The sequence below is a fragment of the Bordetella genomosp. 10 genome (assembly GCF_002261225.1).
Lineage (GTDB): Bacteria > Pseudomonadota > Gammaproteobacteria > Burkholderiales > Burkholderiaceae_B > Bordetella_C.
Genome location: NZ_NEVM01000005.1, coordinates 2016498 through 2034581, shown reverse-complemented (window position 1 = coordinate 2034581; position 18084 = coordinate 2016498). Strand labels below are relative to the sequence as shown.

At 65.5% G+C, this 18084-nt stretch carries 18 protein-coding genes; 6 read left to right on the top strand and 12 right to left on the bottom strand.

Annotated elements, in window-relative coordinates; translation table 11 throughout:
- Positions 1-67: 67 nt before the first annotated feature.
- From CAL29_RS25180 to CAL29_RS25145, 8 genes are all read right to left on the bottom strand, one after another.
- Complete coding sequence (locus tag CAL29_RS25180) at positions 68-850, bottom strand: helix-turn-helix domain-containing protein (RefSeq protein WP_094855664.1); 783 nt, start codon at positions 848-850, stop codon at positions 68-70.
- Positions 851-1042: 192 nt separating this feature from the next.
- Positions 1043-1837 (bottom strand): enoyl-CoA hydratase, encoded by a 795-nt coding sequence (locus CAL29_RS25175; protein WP_094855663.1) that lies wholly within the window; start codon positions 1835-1837, stop codon positions 1043-1045.
- A 14-nt stretch (positions 1838-1851) separates the two neighbouring features.
- Complete coding sequence (locus CAL29_RS25170) at positions 1852-2625, bottom strand: class II aldolase/adducin family protein (protein WP_094856899.1); 774 nt, start codon at positions 2623-2625, stop codon at positions 1852-1854.
- Positions 2626-2654: 29 nt separating this feature from the next.
- A complete protein-coding gene (locus CAL29_RS25165; RefSeq protein ID WP_094855662.1) occupies positions 2655-3620 on the bottom strand; it encodes a Bug family tripartite tricarboxylate transporter substrate binding protein in 966 nt (321 codons plus the stop codon).
- A gap of 66 nt (positions 3621-3686) precedes the next feature.
- Positions 3687-4907: a CaiB/BaiF CoA transferase family protein gene (locus tag CAL29_RS25160; protein ID WP_094855661.1), complete on the bottom strand. Its 1221-nt coding sequence runs from the start codon at positions 4905-4907 to the stop codon at positions 3687-3689.
- A gap of 59 nt (positions 4908-4966) precedes the next feature.
- The gene (locus CAL29_RS25155; protein WP_094855660.1) at positions 4967-5929 is read right to left on the bottom strand and encodes a Bug family tripartite tricarboxylate transporter substrate binding protein; all 963 of its coding nucleotides are present in this window, start codon (positions 5927-5929) and stop codon (positions 4967-4969) included.
- 78 nt (positions 5930-6007) lie between these two features.
- Positions 6008-8140 (bottom strand): hydantoinase/oxoprolinase family protein, encoded by a 2133-nt coding sequence (locus CAL29_RS25150; RefSeq protein WP_094855659.1) that lies wholly within the window; start codon positions 8138-8140, stop codon positions 6008-6010.
- A gap of 68 nt (positions 8141-8208) precedes the next feature.
- On the bottom strand, positions 8209-9831 hold the full coding sequence (locus CAL29_RS25145; RefSeq protein ID WP_179284176.1) for a hydantoinase B/oxoprolinase family protein: 1623 nt from the start codon (positions 9829-9831) through the stop codon (positions 8209-8211).
- 171 nt (positions 9832-10002) lie between these two features.
- Between CAL29_RS25145 and CAL29_RS25140 the strand changes: the two genes are divergently transcribed.
- Positions 10003-10902, top strand: coding sequence for a LysR substrate-binding domain-containing protein (locus CAL29_RS25140; protein WP_094855657.1), 900 nt, complete (start codon positions 10003-10005; stop codon positions 10900-10902).
- A gap of 43 nt (positions 10903-10945) precedes the next feature.
- On the opposite strand, the gene CAL29_RS25135 is transcribed toward CAL29_RS25140, so the two are convergent.
- A complete protein-coding gene (locus CAL29_RS25135; RefSeq protein WP_094855656.1) occupies positions 10946-12046 on the bottom strand; it encodes an NAD(P)-dependent alcohol dehydrogenase in 1101 nt (366 codons plus the stop codon).
- A 213-nt stretch (positions 12047-12259) separates the two neighbouring features.
- On the opposite strand from CAL29_RS25135, the gene CAL29_RS25130 reads away from it, so the two are divergent.
- Genes CAL29_RS25130 through CAL29_RS25120 form a run of 3 tightly spaced genes read left to right on the top strand, consistent with a single transcriptional unit; the run spans position 12260 to position 14131 of the window.
- A complete protein-coding gene (locus CAL29_RS25130) occupies positions 12260-12925 on the top strand; it encodes a BON domain-containing protein (RefSeq protein WP_094855655.1) in 666 nt (221 codons plus the stop codon).
- Entirely contained in the window at positions 12922-13449 is a 528-nt protein-coding gene (locus CAL29_RS25125; protein ID WP_094855654.1) for a universal stress protein, read from the top strand. The genes CAL29_RS25130 and CAL29_RS25125 overlap by 4 nt, the downstream gene beginning before the upstream one ends.
- 34 nt (positions 13450-13483) lie before the next feature.
- Positions 13484-14131: a BON domain-containing protein gene (locus CAL29_RS25120; protein ID WP_094855653.1), complete on the top strand. Its 648-nt coding sequence runs from the start codon at positions 13484-13486 to the stop codon at positions 14129-14131.
- Between the two features lie 63 nt (positions 14132-14194).
- Here CAL29_RS25120 and CAL29_RS25115 read toward each other — a convergent pair whose 3' ends face one another.
- The 3 genes from CAL29_RS25115 to CAL29_RS25105 form a co-directional block, all read right to left on the bottom strand.
- Entirely contained in the window at positions 14195-14971 is a 777-nt protein-coding gene (locus tag CAL29_RS25115; RefSeq protein WP_094855652.1) for a helix-turn-helix domain-containing protein, read from the bottom strand.
- 240 nt (positions 14972-15211) lie between these two features.
- Entirely contained in the window at positions 15212-15667 is a 456-nt protein-coding gene (locus tag CAL29_RS25110; RefSeq protein WP_094855651.1) for a CBS domain-containing protein, read from the bottom strand.
- Positions 15668-15882: 215 nt separating this feature from the next.
- Positions 15883-16818 (bottom strand): LysR family transcriptional regulator, encoded by a 936-nt coding sequence (locus tag CAL29_RS25105; RefSeq protein WP_094855650.1) that lies wholly within the window; start codon positions 16816-16818, stop codon positions 15883-15885.
- Positions 16819-16927: 109 nt separating this feature from the next.
- Here CAL29_RS25105 and CAL29_RS25100 point away from each other — a divergent pair, with 109 nt between their 5' ends.
- Both CAL29_RS25100 and CAL29_RS25095 read left to right on the top strand, forming a co-directional pair.
- A complete protein-coding gene (locus CAL29_RS25100; RefSeq protein WP_094855649.1) occupies positions 16928-17461 on the top strand; it encodes a thiamine pyrophosphate-binding protein in 534 nt (177 codons plus the stop codon).
- Entirely contained in the window at positions 17461-18057 is a 597-nt protein-coding gene (locus CAL29_RS25095) for a thiamine pyrophosphate-dependent enzyme (protein WP_094855648.1), read from the top strand. Before CAL29_RS25100 ends, CAL29_RS25095 begins: the two co-directional genes overlap by 1 nt.
- Positions 18058-18084: the final 27 nt, after the last annotated feature.

The window sequence follows — 18084 nt, the reverse complement described above, 5'->3', positions numbered from 1 at the left end:
CTACACTATCTTCGCAACGCAGATCCAGACCTCCGGATTCGAGCGGCATGGCCCGCCGGCGGGGCGCCTACTGGCAGGACAGGGCGCGCAGGGCGTCCACGTCGTGCAGCGTGACGTGCTTCTGGCGGACGCTGATCCAGCCCTGCGCCTGGAACTTGGAGAACGTGCGGCTGACGGTCTCCAGCTTCATGCCCAGGTGATTGCCGATGTCCTCGCGGGTCATGCGCAGGTGGAATTCGGACGGCGAGTAGCCGCGCGCCGACAACTTGTTCGACGTGCCCACCAGGAAGGACGCCAGGCGCTCGTCGGCCGACATGCGGCCCAGCAGCATGAAGAAACGCTGCTCGCGGACGATCTCCGCGCTCATCAGGCGCAGCAGGTGGTGCTGGGTGGCGGCGGCCTGGCGGCAGCGCTGTTCGAGCATGCTGAAGGGAATCACGCAGACCTGGGTGTCTTCCAGCGCGATGGCGTCGCAGGCATGGCGGCCGGCGTCGATGCCGTCCATGCCGAGCAGGTCGCCGACGCTGGGAAAGCCGCAGATCTGCTCGCGGCCTTCGCTATGGAACAGCACGGTCTTCAGGGAGCCGGACACCACCGCGTACAAATGGCTGAATTCGTCGCCGGCGCGATACAGGGGCTGGCCGCGCCGGACCATGCGCCAGCCGGAGTTCAGCGAGGCGCCGGCCGACTCCATTTGTTCGCAGGTTTCCGCTTCGAGGCAGGCGGGCTGGAGGGCGCAGCTCGTGCAGCGCGCGCTGCTCCGGCCGCGCAGCATGTCGTCCGGGCGGCGGGGCAGGACGGACGACTGGGCGAAGACGATCGGAGCGCTGGGCGCGGGATGGGGCTGCATGGATGACTCCAGGTAAGCGACGTTGACATGGGCATTGTCGGTCCCCGGGGCCAGGCGCGCTATCGGGAGCGGTCGCGAAAGGATGACAGGTCTGGACTACATCTGTAGGAAAATTCCTACAGCGGGCTTAATGGCCACGGCGGCGGGATACCTCGGCGCGAACCGGATATCCACGCCGCTGCCCCGTCGCCGCTACTTGCCCCGGAACCTGGGCGCCCTTTTCTCGGCAAAGGCTTTCTTCCCTTCCTTGTAGTCCTCGCTCTCGTAGCACGCCGCAATGAGGGCATGGGCGCGCTGCATGTCCCGTTCGGCGGGGTCGCACTCCAGTTCGAGAAAGACTTGCTTCAGCGCCTTGATGGTAAGGGGGGCGTTCTCCGCGATGCCCATCGCGTACCGCCGGACGTGCGCGTCCAGCTCCTCCGGCGGCACCATATCGTGCACCATGCCGCAGCGCAGGGCTTCTTCCGCGCTATAGCGCCTGCCCGTGAAGTACAAGTCCCGCGCCCGGCTGCCGCCGATCAGGCGATTCAGGCGGATCTGGCCCTGATAGCCATACCCCAGCCCCAGCTTGACGGCGGGAATCGCGAAGACCGAATCGCTGGAGCAGATACGGATGTCGCAACTGGCGGCGTAGTCCATGCCGCCGCCCATGCAATAACCCCGGATCATCGCGATCGTCGGCTTCTCGCAATGGTAGATCGAGTCGTACGAGCCCTGGCTGATCTCCTGGTATTTCCTGTTCGCCTCCGCGTCAGCGCGGATGGCGTCGAAATTGGAGATATTCGATCCCGCGATGAATGCCCGGTCTCCCGCCCCTTTCACGATCACCACGCGTATGTCCGGATCTGCCTCGAAATCCGCGACGATGGGCGGGACCATCGCCGCCATTTCGAGGGACACGGCATTATGTTTCGCCGGGTGGTTGAACACCAGCCAGCCGATCGGCCCGTCCTTCAGCGCCAGGATCGGCGCGTTATCCTGTGACATGTCGTCCTCCGTATCTAGCGGCAGTAGTCGTTTCGCTGGTCATGTATCGTCTGCAGGCAGGCGTCCCAGAATAGCTTGTAGTACCAGTCCTCGGCGCCGCGGTTCTGCCATTGGCTCGCCGTATGGTCCATCACGTCCTGGGCCGGGTAGACCAGTTCCGCGCCGCCGGACTGCGCGGCGATCTGGACCTGGCAGGCCCGCTCCAGGAAGAACATGTAGCTGAATGCCTCGGCCGCCGTTTCGCCGACGGTCAGCAGGCCGTGGTTGCGCAGGATCATGGCCTTGAAGGCGCCGAGGTCCGTGGCCAGCCGCTTGCGCTCGTCCAGGTCCACGGCGAAGCCTTCGTAGTCGTGATAGCCCAGCGCCTTGTAGAAGCGCAGGGAATGCTGGCTGATGGGCAGCAACCCCTGCTTCTGGGCCGATACCGCGATGCCCGCCTGCGTGTGGGTGTGGATGACGCAATGGATATCCTCGCGCGCCATGTGCACCGCCGAATGAATGGTGAAGCCCGCCGCGTTCAGGCGCCGGCTTTCCGGATTCTCGTCGTGGACGTTGCCTTCGATATCGACCTTCACGAGGTCGCTGGCGGTCATCTCGTGAAAAAGCACGCCATAGCGGTTTACCAGGAACAGGTCGTCGCTGCCCGGGACCTTCAGGCTGATGTGCGTATAGATGAGATCGGTCATGCGGAAGTGGGCAACCAGGCGATACAGCGCCGCCAGCTCGCAACGCGCTGCCCACTCCCGTTCCGTATAGAGCGATTTGTTGCCTGCATGTCGTTCGTCCATGGGATGCTCCTTGTCTTCGATGCGTGCCATCAGTCCAGCGGCTTCAAGCCGGCCGCCTTGATGACGTCGTTCCAGCGGATGACTTCCTTATGGACCAGCGTGCCCAGATCGGAGGCCGCTCCGCCGGCGGTAATAAGCCCGAGTTCATCCATGCGCCTGGCGACGTCCGGCATGGCCATGATCTTGTTGAAAGCCGTGTTCAGCCTGGCGGCGACCGCGGGGTCCATGCTTGCCGGGCCGAACAAGCCGTACCAGGCGACGACTTCATAGCCCGGCACGCCCGCCTCGGCCACCGTGGGCAGCTCCGGCGCGGCCTTGATGCGCTGGGGCGCCGTCACGGCGATCGCCTTGACGAACTCGCTATTCGCCAGCGGCAGCGCCGTGGGGGCGTTTTCGAACATCAACTGGATCTGGCCGCCTTGGAGGTCGGTCAGGGCGGGGCCGCTGCCGCGGTAGGGCACGTGCCGGATGTGGGCGCCGCTCAGATGCTGAAACAGTTCGCCGCTGAGATGCGTCGTCGACCCATATCCCGCCGATCCATAGTTGATGGTGTCGGGCCTGGACTTGGCCAGCGCCGTCAACTCGGCGACCGAGTTCACGCCCAGCTTCCGGTTGACCAGCACCACATTGGGCACCGAGCCGATCAGGAACACGGGGGTAAAGCTCTTCTCGGGGTCGTAGCCCAGCTTCGGGTAGAACGACTTGGCGGTGGCGTGGGTGACCGGCGTGCCGAACACGAGCGTGTAGCCATCCGGCGCGCTGTTGGCGACGAACGTCGCGCCTATCGTGCCGCCGGCGCCGGGCTTGTTCTCCACGATCAGGGTCTGGCCGAGGACGTCCGGGAAATGCTGCGCGATGACGCGCGCGATGATGTCGGTGGTGCCGCCCGGTGCATAAGGCACGATCAGCTTGACCGGATGTTCCGGCCATGCGGCATGGGCCCGCGTGGTTGCACATAGGGTGATTAGGCCCAGGAAATAAAACAGTTTGCGCATGACTTCCCCTTGGTTCGGGCACGGTGGGCCGTGCTCCGCGTCGTTGCTGCGTTGGCGGCGGTATGGCTATATCACTCCGTCCTGCCGCAAGGACTGAATGGCGTCGCTGGTGTATCCGATCTCCCGCAATACTTCGTCGTTGTGTTCCCCGCGGGTGGGCGCGGCCGTCTCCACCCGGCTGGGCGTGCGGCTCAGGGAAAAGGGCTGGCCTATCACCTCGATGGGGCCGCGCGTGCGATGCATGAGCGGTTTCGCGATGCCGAGGTGCCGGACCTGTTCGTCCGCGAACACCTCGTTCATCCTGTAGATGGGGCCGGCGGCCACGCCGCCCGCCTCGAATATCTCCAGCCATTCCGCGCTGCTTTTCCGCCGGGTGATCGCGGCGATGGCGTCATTGACCTCGTGGCGATGCTCGGACCGGGCGTCTTCCGTCGCGAAGGCGGGCTGCGCCAGCCAGTCTTCCCGGTCCAGCGCCTTGGCGAGGCGCTTGAACATCGCCTGCTCGCCGGCCGCGATGGTCACGTGGCCGTCCGCCGTCGGATAGACGCCGGTCGGAATCGATGTGGGATGGTTGTTGCCCGCCTGGGCGGGAATCTCCTTTTCCATGAGCCAGCGCGCTCCCTGGAAGTCCAGCATGGCGATCATCGCCTCGAGCAAGGACACTTGCACCCATTGCCCCAGGCCCGACTTCTGCCGTTCCAGCAACGCGGTCATGACGCCCAGGGCGCTGTAGAGGCCCGCGCCCGTATCGGCGACGGCTATCCCCACGCGGGTCGGCCCGTTTTCGGGATAGCCGTTGATGCTCATCATCCCGCCCATGCCCTGCACGATGTGGTCGAAGCCGGGACGCCTGGCATACGGCCCGTCCTGGCCAAAACCGGAAATGCTGACGTAGACGATGCCCGGATTGATTTCCTTCAACGTCTCATAGTCGATGCCGAGCCGGAACTTGACGTCGGGCCGGAAGTTCTCCGCCACGACGTCGGCCGTCTTCACCAGTTCGTGGAAGATCCTCAGGCCACGGGGATCCTTCATGTTCAGGCTGAGGGATCGCTTGTTGCGATGCAGGTTCTGGAAATCGGCGCCATCGCGCCAGCCTCCCCAGGCGTCGCTGACCTCCATGTATTCGGGGCTTTCAATCTTGATCACGTCGGCGCCCCAGTCGGCGAATTGCCGGACGCAACTGGGGCCGGCCCGGACGCGGGTCAGGTCCAGTACCCGTATTCCCGACAACGCACCGGGCTTGGCAGCGGGCGTATCGACGGTAGCGGTTTGGTTTTGGGTCACTTCCTTATCTCCATTGGATGCGGCGAATGTCGTGGACTGGATGACTTGCCGCCACGGCTTTACTCCGCGGTGATGTGTAGCTTCTGGATGATGCGGGTCCACAGTTCGGTCTGCCTGGCGATATAGGCGGTGTTGTCCGCCACGGTTCCGCCGACGGGCGTCACGCCCATCTCGGCCCACTTCGCCTTCAGGGCGTCCGAGTGGACAATCTGGTCGATGTCACGGCTCAACTGCTGCGTAATGGCCGGCGGCGTGCCCGCGGGCGCGGCTATCGTGTACCAGGCGGTGAAGGAATAGTCCGGCTCGCCGGACTCGGCGACCGTGGGCACGTCGGGCAGGCTGGGGCTGCGCTCCTTCGACGTGACGGCGATGGCCCTGGCCCGGCCGGTCTGCGCCAGGGGAACCGCCGTGGGGAGGTTCTCGAACATGACCTGGATCTGGCCGGCCATCAGGTCCGTCGCGGCAGCGGAACTGCCCCGGTAGGGAACGTGCTGCATGGTCGTGCCCGCGACCTGATTGAATAACGCGGCGCCGAGGTGGGTCGCCGACCCGACGCCCGCCGACCCATAGAAAAGCGGATGCTTCTTCGACAGCGCGACCAGATCCTGCACCGTTTTGACCGGCAGGTCGCGATTCACGATGAGGAGGCTGGGAAACTCCCCGATGATGCTGACCGCCACGAGATCCTTGGCGGGGTCGTAACCCAGCTTCGGATAGAGTTTGTAGGCGGAATGGATGGGTATGGTGCCCACCACCAAGGTGTAGCCGTCCGGCGCTGCCTTGGCGACGAAGTCCGCGCCGATGTGGCCGCCGGCGCCCGGGCGGTTTTCCACCACGAAGGCCTGCTTGTACTTCTCGCTCAGTTTCTGGGCGACGATGCGGCCCAGCAGATCGGCGGATCCACCGGCCGTGTACGGGACGACCACCCGGACCTGATGCGATGGATAGGATTCGGCCCCGGCCGCGGTGGACGATGCGAGCGCGACGGCCAGCATGCCGAAGACAATAGCGTGCATTTTCATGGCAAACACTTCCCCTTGGCGCCGGTCGGCGCCTGAATTTTTTTATGACTTGGATAAGTCCGCCTGGCGGCCCGGCGTTCAGGCCATGGCCGCGTCGGTCGGCGTGGGCTGCGTCTCCAGACGGCCCGACAAGCTGATCAGCAAACTTCCGGTTTCATGAACGAATGCCTTCGATCCGGCGGGCAGCACCAAGGTCGATGACGCTTCCTGCACGACGGCCGGGCCGGCCAGCCGTTGGCCGATGCGCAACGCCTGGCGTCGATAGACGGGGACTTCCTGATGGCTGCGCATGGCGTCCACCCAGACCTTGCGGGTTCCTGCCTGTGCATGGGCGGCGCCGACCGTGGGCGCATCGGCCTGCAAGGCGCCGCTGCCGGCGGCGGCCGTGGCGGCTACCCGGATATTGATGATCTCGATATCGCCCACCGGCGGCAGACGGCCGAAACTTTGCAGGTAGGCCGCGACGAAGGCCTCGCGGATGGCCGTTTCGATGGCCGCGTCGTAGGGGCCGGCGGGCAGGTCCGTGATGACTTCGAAACCTTGGCCGACAAACCGTAGATCCGCCGCGCGCCTGAGTTCCGGCTCGGCGCCGCCCTGGCCCAGCGTCTCCAGCACGACGCGGCGCGCGTCCGCTTCCAGCGCCGCGTACGCGGCTTCGAGTTCGGCCCAGTCCACGCGGCTCATCCGCCTGGCCACCGTCACCATGCGATCGACGCGCGCGGGCGCCATCAGCAGGCCCAGCGCGGAGGCAACGCCCGCCGCGGGCGGACAGATGACGCGGTCGATGCCGAGACGGCGAGCGATCTCGCAGCCGTGCAGCGGGCCGCCGCCGCCGGTGAGCAGCAATGAGAAATCGGGCGCGTGATGCCCCCGTTCGGCGACGTGGACGCGGGCGGCGGCGGCCATGTTCTCATTGACGATGGAATGCACGCCCCACGCCAACTCGCTCACCGGCATGCCGGCCTTGTCGGCAATCGGCTGCAAGGCCGCCTCGGCCAAGCCGGCGTCGATGGACATGGTTCCGCCCGCAAAGGCGGCGGGGTCCAGGTAGCCGAGGATCAGGTTGGCGTCGGTGACGGTTGCCTGCTTGCCGCCGCGGCCGTAGCAGGCGGGACCGGGGTCCGAGCTGGCGCTCTCCGGGCCGACCTTGAGCAATCCGAGTTCGTCCATGCGGGCCAGGCTGCCGCCGCCCGCGCCGATCTCGATGAGTTCCACGGTGCTGATCGAAATGGGCAGGCCGCTGCCCTCCGTCAGGCGCTTCTCGCGGCTGGCCTCGAAGCGATGGGCGATGACCGGTTTTCCCGATTGCACGAGGGCGAGCTTGGCGGTCGTGCCGCCCATGTCGAACGCCAGGATATCCGCGATGCCCGCCTGCTCGCCGAAGAACGCGCCCGCCAGGGCGCCCGCAGCGGGGCCGGATTCCAGCAGTTGTATCGGCACCCGCTTCGCCTCGTCCACGTGCGTCAGGCCGCCGTTGGACAACATCATGAAAAGCGGCGCGGCGACGCCCAGGTTCTTCAGCTCCTCGGTCATCAAGGCCAGGTAGCCGTCGGCCAGGGGCTTCACATAGGCGTTCGCCACCGTGGTGACGGTCCGCTCATATTCCCGGATCTGCGGGGACACCTCGGAAGAGATCGATACGAAAAGGTCCGGATACCGCTCCGCGATCAACGCGCGGGCGCGGATTTCATGGACTGGATTGGCGTAGGCGTGCAGAAAAACGATGGCGATGGACTTGATACCGGCCTCCGAGAACTGCCTGGCGCAGGCGAGGACGTCCTCCTCGTTCATCGGAATCTCCACCTCGCCGGCGGGCGAGAGACGCTCGGCGACTTCCAGGCGGGTGCGCCGTTCCAGCAGCGGCTTGGGCAGTTCGATATGCAGATCGTACAGTTCGTATTTGTTTTCGCGCGCGATTTCCAGCGTATCGGCGAATCCCGCCGTCGTGATCAAGCCCGTGGGCGCCCCCTTGCGCTCGATCAGCGCATTGGTGAACAGGGTGGTCGCATGGACGACGCGATTGACGTCGGCATAGGCGATGGACTCCCGCGAGAAGAGATGCTGCACGCCGGCGATGACGCCGCGGTGCGGGGCGTGCGGCGTGGTCAACTCCTTGTGCGCGTGGCAGCGGCCGGATTCGTTGCAATAGAGCACGACGTCGGTGAACGTGCCGCCAATGTCGATGCCCAGGGAATAGGTGCGAGTAGTCATGGGGAGATAGCCGGGGAGATGTGCTTTCGGAAACGGTCGGGTCGGGTTGCGGGATGCAGGGGCAGGCGTCAGGCGCGCGTATAGCCGTTTGCCCGATCCGCGTCCCGGGCTTGCTGCGCGCGGCGCGCGGGGTCGCCATAGCCCCCGCCGCCGGGCGTGCGCAGTTCGACCGTCCCGTCCGGCTCGATCACGTGTTGCACTTTCGGATTCACCGGCGCGCCGTTCACCAGTACGGCCCCTGGCGCGCCCGCGCTACCGCCGAGCAGGCCCGCCGCCGCGGCTTCGTCGCGGGTGCGCTCCGCCATGAAACTCACGACGAAGGGTTTTTGGGAGCGGCTTTCGAAGCGCATCTCCTGTCCGGTGCCGCCACGATGCTCGCCGTCGCCGCCGGTTCCCGTGCGCAGGCGCCGGTAGTTCACCCGGATGGGAGACAACTGCTCGATCACCTCGATGGGGGTGGAAGAAATATTGCTCGGCCATGAAAGCACGTTGATGCCGTCGCGGTGCCGGGAACCGCCGTAGCCGCCGTTCATGAAGAACATGTTGGCGAAGGTGGTGCGGTCGGAGCGCTCGCCGGAGAGGTTCACGCACCAGAGGGGAGACCCGACGGTCGCGATCCCGCGCTCCGGCAAGGCCTGCGCCAGGGCGCGCACCGCCATCATCGGCAACAGGTGGCCCACCAGCGCGCGCGCGCCGCCCGCTGCCGGCGGCACCGAGTTCAGGATGCTCCCAGGCGGCGCCGTCACGCTGATCGGCGCCAGCACGCCTTCGTTGCCGGGGACGTTGGGCAGCAGCACGGTGCGGATGCCGTAGCTGGTGTAGGCCGTCGTATAGGCCAGGCAGACGTTGATGGAAGCCGCCACCTGTTCATCGCTGCCGGCAAAGTCCACGCTGATGTCGCTGCCCTTCACCGTCAGCGCCATCTCCAGGCGGATCGGCTTGGCGAGTCCGTCGGTGATCGCGGTCTCGCGGTAGACGCCATCGGGGAGGGCCGAGATCGCCTCGCGCATGGCGGCCTCGGACCGGGTGTGGATGTCGGCGGCCAGGTGGACCAGGTCTTGCAGGCCCTGTTCGGCCATCATGCCCAGCAGCCGGGCTTCGATCAGGTCGAGGGCGGTGAACTGGGCGTACAGGTCGCCCAGCACCTGTTCGGGCACGCGGACGTTCTGGCGCAGTATCCGCTCGAACGTCCGGTCCATGACGCCCGCCTCCAGCGCCTTCATGATCGGTATTTGCAGGCCTTCTTCATAGACGACCCGCGCATCGGCCGATCGGATGCGCCCGCCGATATCGGGCGCGTGGGCGACCGAGCCGGCCCAGGCCACCAGCTTGCCGTCCAGGAAAACGGGCTTGGCGACCGTGATGTCCGGCAGATGGCCCGTGCCCAGCCAGATGTCGTTGGTGATCAGGACGTCATTGGGGCGCAGGGTCTCGGGCGGGTATTCCTGGAGGAAATGCCGGATGGTCCGCGGCACCGTGTTCAGGAAGGAGGGAATGCTGTGCGTCGCCTGGGCCAGGGAGTTGCCGTCGGCGTCCGTTATCACGCACGCGAAGTCGTTGGACTCGCGGACGTTCGTCGAGAACGACGTCCTTACCAGCGCCACGGCGGCTTCGTCCGTCATGGAGATCAGGCGCGTCCACATCAGCTCCAGCGTGACCGCGTCGTACCGGCCCGATTTCTTGTCCTTCATTATTGCTGCCCCTTGCCAGGTTTTGTTTGAGTCTTGAGATGAGACTCTAGAACCATGCCGCGAGGCTGCCCAATGATTTTTGGCGTGCAGGGTAGTCCAATTCGATATACCCTTCCATCGTCCGAACATACAGAACCGCGCAGATCGGTCTACGGCAAGGGGTAAGCAAGAATGAATCACAGGGAAGTCGAGGTGTTTCGCGCCGTCATGCAGACGGGAAGCGCGACGGCGGCGGCGGGGTTGCTGCACACCTCGCAATCCGCGATCAGCAAGGTGATCGCGCAGATGCAACGGCGATCCCGGGTCAAGCTGTTCGAGCTCAGGCGCAGCCGGCTGGTGCCGACGCCCGAGGCGACGGTGCTGTATCGCTCGGTGGTGCGCAGCTATGTCGGACTGGATCTGGTGCGGCAGACGCTGGATGAGTTGCGGACGGGAGGGACCGGGCGCATCGCCATCGGCGCCGCGCCCTCGTTCGCGATGGGGGCGCTGCCGCGCATCGTGCGGGCCTATACGGTGAACAATCCCAATGTGAAGCTGAGCCTGCAGACCATCAATTCGTCGCTGGTGAAGGACGGCGTCGTGTCGGGGACGCTCGACATGGGCGTCGCGCTGAAGGATATCGACGTCGCCGGCGTGGAGTCGCGCACGCTGCTGAAGACGAACCTGGTCTGCGTCATGTCGGCGGAGCACCCGCTGGCCGAGCGGGAGGAGATCTCGATAGACGACCTGGCGCGGATCCCTTATCTCGCGCCCTCGCGCGACTCCGCGTCGCGCGCGCTCTCGGACGCGCCCTTCGTGGCCAGCGGCATCGTGCCGAACGTGGTGGTGGAAACCACCTATGCGGTGAACATCTGCTTCCTGGCGCTTCAGGGCGTCGGTGTCGGCTTGGTCAATCCCCTCATCGCCGCGGAATTCGCGCCGCTGGGCCTGCAGGTGCGGCGCCTGGTGCCGGAGCAGCCGATCGAGATGCTGCTGTTGCTTCCATCGAGCCGCCCCCCGTCCCTGCTGGCGCAGAAACTGATCCAGGAAATCGAGGACTTCTTCGCGGGCGCCGCCAAGCGGCTCAAATAGCCGCCATGGCGGCTATTCCGGCCGGCAGCGGCACCGCGGCGGATCAACCCGGCTTCACGGACACCTTCAGCACGTTGTCGCGCTGGTGGGAAAACAGGTCGTACGCTTCGACGATATTCTCCAGGTCGAACCGGTGGGTCACCATCGCGGAGAGATCCAGCCGGTTGGACTGGATGACGTTCATGAGCCGGCGCATGCGTTCTTTTCCGCCGGGGCACAAGGCGGTATTGATCCGGTGGTCGCCCAGGCCCGCGGCGAACGCGCCGAGCGGGATTTTCAGGTCGCTGGAGTAGACGCCCAGGCTGGACAGGGTGCCGCCGGGTTTCAGCACCCGCAGCGCGGATTCGAAGGTCGCTTGCGAGCCCAGCGCCTCGATGGCCGAATCGACGCCCTTGCCTTGGGTCAGCTTCATTATTTCGTCGACGACGTCGCACTCGTTGATGTTCAGGACGACATCGGCGCCCCACGTCCTGGCCATTTCCAGGCGATGCGCGTTGCCGTCCACGCCGATGACGGTGGTGGCGCCCAGCAGCCGCGCGCCGGCGGTCGCGCACAGGCCGATGGGCCCCTGCGCGAATATCGCGACCGTGTCGCCGATGCGGATGTTCGCGTTTTCCGCCCCCTTGAAGCCGGTGGACATGATGTCCGGGCACATGAGGACCTGGTCGTCGTCGAGGCCGTCGGGAATCGGGGCCAGGTTCGCCTGCGCATCCGGCACCAGCAGGTATTCCGCCTGCGCGCCGTCGATCTTGTTGCCGAAGCGCCAGCCCGCGGTCGCCGCGTAACCATGGCATCCGCATTGCCCGCTGTGCATCAGATAGCTGCCGTCCTGCGAGGGATATCCGTCCTGCGCGGCGTAGGAATTGAAGTTCGGGCATATCGCGCCCGCGATGACGCGCTGGCCTTCGCGATAGCCGGTGACGGCGCTGCCCAGTTTCTCGATGATGCCGACGGGCTCGTGGCCGACGGTCAGGCCCGATGCCACCGGATATTCGCCCTTCAATATGTGCACGTCGGTGCCGCAGATCGTCGTCGTCGTTATCTTCATCAGCGCATCGTTCGGGCCGACGTCCGGAATGGTTTTCTCGCGGATTTCGATCCGGCCGGGTTCCACGAATACGGCGGCTTTCATCGTCTTGCTCATGTTCTTCTCCAGGAATGCGGCGCTTGGGCAAGGCCTGCCCCGGCACGGAAGCCGCAACCGAGCGCTTGCGGTGGGGAAAGCAGGGTCTCTCCAGGCTATTTGGCCCGCATCCGGCAGTCCGCGCTTTGATCCCGGTCAATACGGGCCGGATGGGGCAGGCGGAGACTGAATGAAACGCCGCCACGGGCGGACGGGAAACAGGACTGGACGGCCATGGACGACCTCGCGCTTCTCGATCTCGTGGTGGAGGCGCTTGCGGTCGATCCCGGCATCCGGAGCGAACGGCTGCGCGTGCAGGTGCAGGACGGCGTCGTGGCGTTGTCCGGACGCGTGAACGCCCATGCCGAGAAGATTCGCCTGGCGCGGGTGGTTCGGTGGATACGCGGCGTCGTTGAAATCACGACGGAGGTGCAGGTCACGCATGAGGGCATCGAGACGCCCGGCGACGATGCGCTGTGCGCCCGCATCGCCGACGGTTTGTCCTGGACCGCGACGCTGCCGCCAGGCAGGGTGAAAGTCAGGGTGCGGCGGGGATGGGTCGTCCTGTCGGGCGCCGTCGAATGGGACTATCAGCGCGGGCTTTGCGAGGACGTCGCGGGACGGCTCGCCGGCGTGTCGGGCATTGTCGATCTCCTGACCGTCAAGCCGCGGATGGCCGCCATCGACGTCGAGGCGTGCGCGCAGCGCGCCCTGCGCCGGAATGCCGGGATTCGGTCGGCGGACATAACAGCCAGGTTCGTCGGGGGAAACATGACCCTGACAGGATCGGTGCGGAGCTGGCATGAAAGGAATGCGGTGCGCCGCACGATCTGGTCCGTGCCGGGCGTGACCAGGATCCTGGACCGCATGGTGACGATGCCTCCGCGCGACGAACGATGAATCGTAGGGCCGCACCGGCAGGCTCGCGCCGGCTTCGATCGAACGCGCATCCGCGCAAGGTCGGAGAAATCAACAAGGAGACGACCGTGATAAACAATGTCCTGATTCCGACTGATGGTTCCGAATGCGCGACCGCGGCGCTCGAGCGCGGGGTTTCCCTGGCGGCCGACCTGAAGGCGAAGGTGACCTTCCTGATGGTGAGGGAGCCTTTCCGTATGCTTTCCGCCGAATCCGCGCAGATCGAGCGGGTCAAAAGCGAGTTCACCCAATATGAGACCGACAGGGCTCGCGGCGTCCTGGAGCGCGCCACGGCCATCGCCGCGAAAGCGGGGGTCGCTTGCGCCGCCTTGCAGGTCGAACACGCGCGGCCCTACGAGGCGATCATCGAGGCGGCCCGGAAATGCGAGGCCGACATCATCGCCATGGGCTCGCACGGCTTGGGGGGCGTCCGGGCGGTGGTGCTCGGCAGCGTTACGCAGAAAGTGCTGACGCATTGCCTGATTCCCGTCCTCGTGTATCGCTAGACCGGCATCCATGCCGCTTTTCCGGGAGAAAATCATGGGCGATAGGGATTTGCGTAGATTGGTCTTGGACGAGCTGGAGTTCGATCCCAGCATCGACGCGAGAAACATAGGCGTGGCGGTGCAGGAGGGCATCGTGACCCTCACGGGACACGTCACGTCGTTCGCGGAGAAATACAACGCCGAGCGCGCGGTGCAGCGCGTCAAGGGCGTGCGGGGCCTGGCGCAGGAATTGGAGGTGCGCCTGTCGCCGGCGGTGCACGCCGAGGACGACAAGTTGGCCAAGCGGGTCGCCGACATGCTGGCATGGGACTCCTCGGTGCCGGCGGAGAAGGTGCACGTCAAGGTCCAGAACGGCTGGGTCACGCTGAGCGGCCTGGTCGACTGGGATTACCAGCGCCGCAGTTGCGAAAGCACGGTGCGGCGGCTGGCCGGCATCCGCGGGATCCTGAACGACATCAAGGTGGCGGAACGCGTGCACGCCGGCGACGTCAGGGCCTGCGTGGACAAGGCCCTGCAACGGAGCGCCGAAATCGAGGCCAAGGGAATACGCCTGCAGGTGCTGGGCGGTTCGGTGACGCTGTCGGGACAGGTTCACAGTTGGCACGAACGCAATGCCGTGCAGAAGGCGGTGTGGGCCGTGCCGGGCGTGACCGCGGTCGTCAATCAACTGGACGTTTCGTGACGGACGGCAGCGCGGTGGCGGATGTATCGCCCGGCGACGGCATGTTCATCATGTTCATCATGTTCACCCGTCGCCGGCATGCTCCAGCCCCGGCATGTCCAGTATGCGTATGACGCGCCCTTCCCATTGCACCAGGCCACGGCGGCGGAAGCGGGAAAATACCCGGCTGACGGTTTCCAGGGTCAGTCCGAGGTGAGCCCCGATGTCTTCCCGGCTGATGCACAAGGGAAACAAGGACGAATTGGCCGTGCGTTCCCCGAAGCGGGCGCCCAGGTCCAGCAGAAACGCGGCGACGCGCTGCTCGGCGTTCCGGTTCGCCACCAGCATGAGCAGGTTTTCCCTGTCCGAGGTTTCCTTGCTGAGCAGGCGCTTCATGCCCCGATGCACTTCGGGCAGGGCGTCGGCCACCGCCTCGGCCCGCAGAAACGGCAGGGTGCATACCTGCATGTCCAGCAGCGCGACGGCCTCCGATTCGTGCCGCCCCGTGGCGATGCCGTCGGTGCCGAAGCATTCGCCCCTGATCTTGAAGCCGGTGATCTGCTGCCGCCCTTCGCGATCGATCCGAACGCTCTTGCACATGCCGCAGCGGGGCGTGAACAGGTTGCGCAACGCGTCGCCGGCGCGATAGATCGATTCTCCCGCCTGGACGGCGCGGACGCCGATCTGCGTATCCAGGGCGGATACAAGGCCCCCGCCGCCCAGGGCGGCGATCTGGCACATGCTGCCCGCATCGCATTGCGAGCATGGCGACGATGAAGGATGGCTGGCGGAGCCCGCGGCTCGCAGCCAGGTGATGTTTCTCGCCCGCGTGCGAGAAACGCTGTTTTCGACGGTACGCATGGTCTTCCACCTTGTTCGTGCGGCGTCGGGTCGACGTGACGAGCGAAGCGGCTGTCCCAGGATGAGGCAGGCGCCACGATCGCCAACCCGGACGGTCCGCGTCGGAATGGATAGGGGCGATTCTGTAGCGTCTTTTGTATGGATGATATTGCCGATCGATGAAGCCGACAGTCAAAAGCATGACATTTGGATTGCTACCGACGTACTACCTGGACGCCACGCGGCCGTCTGTCGGCGCGATCACGCTCCCGTGTTGATGAGCGCGCGCAGCATGTCGCGCCGGCTGACGATGCCGACGAGTTTTCCGTGGCTGGTTATCGGGACGCGCTTGATCCTGTGCTTGTCGAGAATATCGGCGATCTCGGCCAGGGAGGCGGACTCGTCGAGCGTGATGACGGGGGCCGACATGATGGTGCCGACGCTGCGCTCGCTCAGTTGCAGGCTGTGCAGGAAGGCCTCGTTTAGCGGTTCGCCCTCCGCGAGCAGGGCCAACCAATGATCCAGCCTTGCCTGGTGCATGCTGCCCTGCCGGTGCACGATATCGCCTTCGCTCACGATCCCCAGGACGGCATCGCCGGCGCCCGTGACGATAACCGCGCTTATCTGCCGGTCCACCATGAGGCGTATGACGCTGGCGACGGATGCGTGCACGGAAACCGTAATCGGCTGTCTGGTCATGATGTCGCGGGCCAACATGGTGCTTCTCCTCGATCGGACGCAACCGCGGCCACCGCGCCGCATGGATGGATTCCTGTGATTCCATCCACCAAAGTAAGCGTTCGAGGACAGGCGACGTTTGACCTGAATCAAACCGGATCGCGGGTCTGGCCGGTTTTTCCCGGCGCCGGCATCCCTGCATGGGGCTTTTCCTTTTCAGCCCTTGCTTCCCCGGCCCTTGGTCCCCCGGGCCCTTAGTCCCCCAGCCACTTCCCCTCCAGCCACGTTCCGGACCGGATCGCTTCCTTCGCCACCTGTCCCAGCAATTCCACCGCGCACCGGACGTGATGGCCGCTGGGGCGGTTGGTCGGTAGCGCGAGGACGATGGTTCGCGTGATGTCGGGGTCCGTAAGCGGCGCGCCCGACAGTCGGCGGGCGCGCAGGTCGTCGGCGACGGCGATGGGCGGCAGTATGGTCCAGCCATGGCCGCTCAGCACCAGGTTGCGCTGCACGCTCAGCGCGTTGGTCTCCGCGGCGATCTGCAGGGTGACGTGACTGACCGCGCAGGCGTGCTCCACCAGCGTGCGTAGGCCGTGGGGCGCGCTGGGAAGCACCAGTTTCTGATCCACCAGGCTTGCCAGGGGAAGGGGGGATTTGCGCCGCAATTGCACGCTGGCCGGCGCGATGACCCAAAGCGGCTCGTCGATCAGCGGGGAGGTCTGGATGTTCGGCGAACTCTCCGCGCCATAGAGCAGGGCCCCGTCTATCTCGCCCGATTCCAGCCAGTTCAACAGCGTGCCCGCGTAACCCATGGTGAGACGGAGGCGTATGCCTGGGTATTTGGCGGTAATGGCGCCCACCAGCGCGCTGGACAGCATTTCTATGGTGCTGGGCAACAAACCCAGCGTGACCAGGCCGTTCACTTCCGATTGCGCGTCGCCGCCGACCTCGGCCCGCGCCCTGTCCAGCTCCAGGAGGGCGCGCCTGGCGTAGCCGACGAGGGCCTGGCCCGCCGCCGTGAGCACCATGCCGTGGCGGGAACGCTTGAACAGCGGGGTTCCTATATCTTCTTCCAGCAGTCTCAATTGCCGCGACACCGCGGGTTGGACCAGGTGCAGCATGTCCGCCGCCCGCGTCACGTTTCCGGTCTCGGCGACGGTCAAGAAGGCGCGTAGCTGTTTGAATTCCATCGCGGTGTCCGATCTCAAACTGTGATTGCAGGATGCCGAAATTCTATTTCAATTCACCCGGGATCAGATCTTATGATTTCTCGATCATTAATCCTACGGTGACAACAAGATGAACGCACCCGCGGCGGCTCCCGCCTGGCAGGAGACGATTTTCAAGATCCTGAAGGCGGGCGGCACACGCCAGATCGCCTATGTTCCCGACGCCGGCCATTCCCACGTCATACGCAGCGCGATCGCGGATCCCGACATCCAGGACATCGTGCTGACCACCGAGGAGGAGGGCGTGGCCCTCGCCAGCGGCGCATGGCTGGGCGGGCAGCGCGCCGTGCTGCTGATGCAGAGCAGCGGCGTCGGCAACTGCGTGAACATGTTCTCGTTGCTGAAAGCGGCGGATTTCCCCTTCTTCACGCTGGTCACGATGCGCGGCGAATATGCGGAATTCAATCCCTGGCAGGCGCCGATGGGACAGGCCACCCAGGGCGCCCTGGAATTGATGGGCATCCACGTGCTGCGCGTCAATCACCCGGACGAGGTCGAGGAAATCGTCTCGGCCGGCTTCGACGAGGCCTTCGAGGCGGGCGGGAAAGTGGCGGTTCTGCTGGGACAGAGCCTGATCGGCAGAAAGAAGTGGGAGCGCAAATAATGAACCAGAAATCTTCCGGTGCAGGCGTCGGCCGGCGCGCCTTCGTTTCCGCCTTGCTGGCGAAAACGCCCGAGGCATTGGTGGTGACGGGTCTCGGCTCGGCGTCCTACGACGTTTTCGCGGCGGGCGACCGCGACGAGAATTACTATCTGTGGGGCGCCATGGGCGGTTCCGTGCCGCTGGGCCTGGGCCTGGCCCTGGCCCAGCCCGAAAAACAGGTGGTGGTGGTCACGGGCGACGGCGAAATGTTGATGGGTATCGGCAGCCTTGGTACCGTGGCGGTCAAGCAGCCGAAAAACCTGACCGTCGTGGTGCTCGACAATGGCCATTTCGGTGAAACCGGCATGCAGCGCAGCCATTCGGGCCTGGGTTCCAGCCTGGTGGCGATCGCCCGGGGATTCGGCATCGAGGATGCCTTTACGGTCGATACGCTGGAAGGGCATGAAACGGTGGCCGAGCGTATCCGGCAGCGCAAGGGCGTAGCCTTTGCGCAGGTGTTCATCGAAGCGGATGAGCCGCCGCGGGCGCTGCCGCCCCGCGACGGTCCTTTCGTCAAGAACCGGTTCCGCGCCGCGCTGGGCCTGGCGCCGTTCTAGATCGAAACGAACACGGCTTGCGGCCAG

Bases quoted from the DNA above. Each gene is read 5' to 3' on its own strand.
- CAL29_RS25140 (WP_094855657.1), top strand. From the start codon at position 10,003: ATGAATCACAGGGAAGTCGAGGTGTTTCGCGCCGTCATGCAGACGGGA.
- CAL29_RS25155 (WP_094855660.1), bottom strand. From the start codon at position 5,929: ATGAAAATGCACGCTATTGTCTTCGGCATGCTGGCCGTCGCGCTCGCA.
- CAL29_RS25125 (WP_094855654.1), top strand. From the start codon at position 12,922: ATGAATCGTAGGGCCGCACCGGCAGGCTCGCGCCGGCTTCGATCGAAC.
- CAL29_RS25110 (WP_094855651.1), bottom strand. From the start codon at position 15,667: ATGTTGGCCCGCGACATCATGACCAGACAGCCGATTACGGTTTCCGTG.
- CAL29_RS25170 (WP_094856899.1), bottom strand. From the start codon at position 2,625: ATGGACGAACGACATGCAGGCAACAAATCGCTCTATACGGAACGGGAG.
- CAL29_RS25120 (WP_094855653.1), top strand. From the start codon at position 13,484: ATGGGCGATAGGGATTTGCGTAGATTGGTCTTGGACGAGCTGGAGTTC.
- CAL29_RS25135 (WP_094855656.1), bottom strand. From the start codon at position 12,046: ATGAGCAAGACGATGAAAGCCGCCGTATTCGTGGAACCCGGCCGGATC.
- CAL29_RS25100 (WP_094855649.1), top strand. From the start codon at position 16,928: ATGAACGCACCCGCGGCGGCTCCCGCCTGGCAGGAGACGATTTTCAAG.
- CAL29_RS25095 (WP_094855648.1), top strand. From the start codon at position 17,461: ATGAACCAGAAATCTTCCGGTGCAGGCGTCGGCCGGCGCGCCTTCGTT.
- CAL29_RS25130 (WP_094855655.1), top strand. From the start codon at position 12,260: ATGGACGACCTCGCGCTTCTCGATCTCGTGGTGGAGGCGCTTGCGGTC.
- CAL29_RS25145 (WP_179284176.1), bottom strand. From the start codon at position 9,831: ATGAAGGACAAGAAATCGGGCCGGTACGACGCGGTCACGCTGGAGCTG.
- CAL29_RS25175 (WP_094855663.1), bottom strand. From the start codon at position 1,837: ATGTCACAGGATAACGCGCCGATCCTGGCGCTGAAGGACGGGCCGATC.
- CAL29_RS25115 (WP_094855652.1), bottom strand. From the start codon at position 14,971: ATGCGTACCGTCGAAAACAGCGTTTCTCGCACGCGGGCGAGAAACATC.
- CAL29_RS25105 (WP_094855650.1), bottom strand. From the start codon at position 16,818: ATGGAATTCAAACAGCTACGCGCCTTCTTGACCGTCGCCGAGACCGGA.
- CAL29_RS25165 (WP_094855662.1), bottom strand. From the start codon at position 3,620: ATGCGCAAACTGTTTTATTTCCTGGGCCTAATCACCCTATGTGCAACC.
- CAL29_RS25150 (WP_094855659.1), bottom strand. From the start codon at position 8,140: ATGACTACTCGCACCTATTCCCTGGGCATCGACATTGGCGGCACGTTC.
- CAL29_RS25180 (WP_094855664.1), bottom strand. From the start codon at position 850: ATGCAGCCCCATCCCGCGCCCAGCGCTCCGATCGTCTTCGCCCAGTCG.